Source organism: Rhizobium sp. ERR 1071, assembly GCF_007828675.1.
Taxonomy (GTDB): Bacteria; Pseudomonadota; Alphaproteobacteria; order Rhizobiales; family Rhizobiaceae; genus Rhizobium; species Rhizobium dioscoreae.
Genome location: NZ_VITM01000031.1, coordinates 1 through 1,418 on the forward strand (window position 1 = coordinate 1; position 1,418 = coordinate 1,418).

A 1,418-nucleotide genomic window follows, 5' to 3' on the forward strand; every position below is an offset into this window, starting at 1 on the left:
CTAGGCTGTGGTGACGATTTAACTATCGTAGCCACATGGTTATGGCAGCGATGATGACGAAGCCTCTGAAGTTGGCGAGCAGCTTGTCGTAGCGGGTGGCAACGCGGCGGAACTGCTTGAGCTTTGCAAAGAAGCGCTCGACGAGGTTGCGCTCTTTATAGAGCCGCCAGTTGCATGGGTGCGGGCGCCGACGGTCATGCCTGGGTGGGATGACGGGAATAGCGCCGACATCGAGAATGGTGTCGTGGAAATGCTCGGCGTCATAGGCCCTGTCGGCGATGACGTGGCCGGGATTAAGCCCATTGAGCAATTCCTTGCCGTAGATCACATCGCCACGGTGTCCCGGTGTGAGCACGAAGCGCACCGGTAGCCCCAAAGCATCGACGACGGCGTGGATCTTGGTGCCTAGCCCGCCGCGTGACCGGCCAAGACCCTGGGCGTCCGCTCCCCCCTTTTTCGCCGCGCCCCGGCGGCTTGAGGCTGGGCACGGATGGAGGTGGAATCGATCGAGACCCAATCAAGGTCGGCTTCTCGCGCTAACGCCTCGAACAGGCTTTCGAGCACACCCATCTCGATCCAGCGGTAATAGCGCCGCTTGACGGTCTGGTAGTCGCCGTAGTGTTTGGGCAAATCACGCCAGCGTCCGCCAGAGCGGGCCATCCAGATCAGCGCTTCGACAAATCGGCGGTTGTTTGAACGCGGACCCCGCCGCCCCTTGCGCCCTCCCGGCACAAACGGCTCGATCCGAGACCACTGTTGCGCACTGAGCCTATCGATATCCATGACCGACCTCCAAAAGTCAGCCTTGAATCTGATTTGCTCCCAATTGGGAATCCCAAACCGTTAAATCGTCACTACAGCCTAGAGCGTTTCCGATTTTATCTGAATCGGAGGGATTCCGTTTTTGGGTGTTTTGTGATTCAAGATGCTGGCTGGAATGGAGGCCAGCATCGAATGACTCGACCCCTTTCCGATGATCTTCGCAAGCGTGTTGTTGATGCGATCGAGGCCGGTGAGAGCTGCCGGTCGGTGGCGGCGCGGTTCGGTATTGCGGTGTCTTCGGCGGTGAAATGGTCGCAGCGGTATCGTTCGAGCGGCTCTGTCGCGCCCGGGAAGATGGGCGGTCACCGCAAGCGTGTTCTGGAGCCGTACCGGGCGTTTATCGTGGAGCGGATCAGCCAAACGCCGCATCTGTCACTGCATGGGTTGAAGGAAGAGCTGGCCGCACGAGGGGTGAAGGTATCCCACGACACCGTGTGGCAATTCCTGCGACGCGAGGGCCTACGGTTCAAAAAAAACACTATTCGCCCTTGAGCAGGCGCGTGCCGACATTGCGCGGCGGCGACAGCGCTGGCGGTCCTGGCAAACTGGTCTCGATCCAAAGCGGCTGGTCTTCATCGATGAAACCTGGATCAAGA

The 1,418-nt window shown here is 59.6% G+C and carries 1 protein-coding gene and 1 pseudogene; one reads left to right on the plus strand and one right to left on the minus strand.

The annotated features are described in order from the left end of the window. Positions 1-22: 22 nt before the first annotated feature. A protein-coding gene (locus tag FBZ99_RS32955) for an IS5 family transposase (RefSeq protein ID WP_371865543.1) occupies positions 23-783 on the minus strand; the annotation gives its coding sequence in 2 pieces (ribosomal slippage) (positions 23-456 and positions 456-783; 762 coding nt in all). Between the two features lie 171 nt (positions 784-954). Here FBZ99_RS32955 and FBZ99_RS32960 point away from each other — a divergent pair. Further along, a pseudogene (locus FBZ99_RS32960) lies at positions 955-1,418 on the plus strand (helix-turn-helix domain-containing protein); the annotation flags it as partial.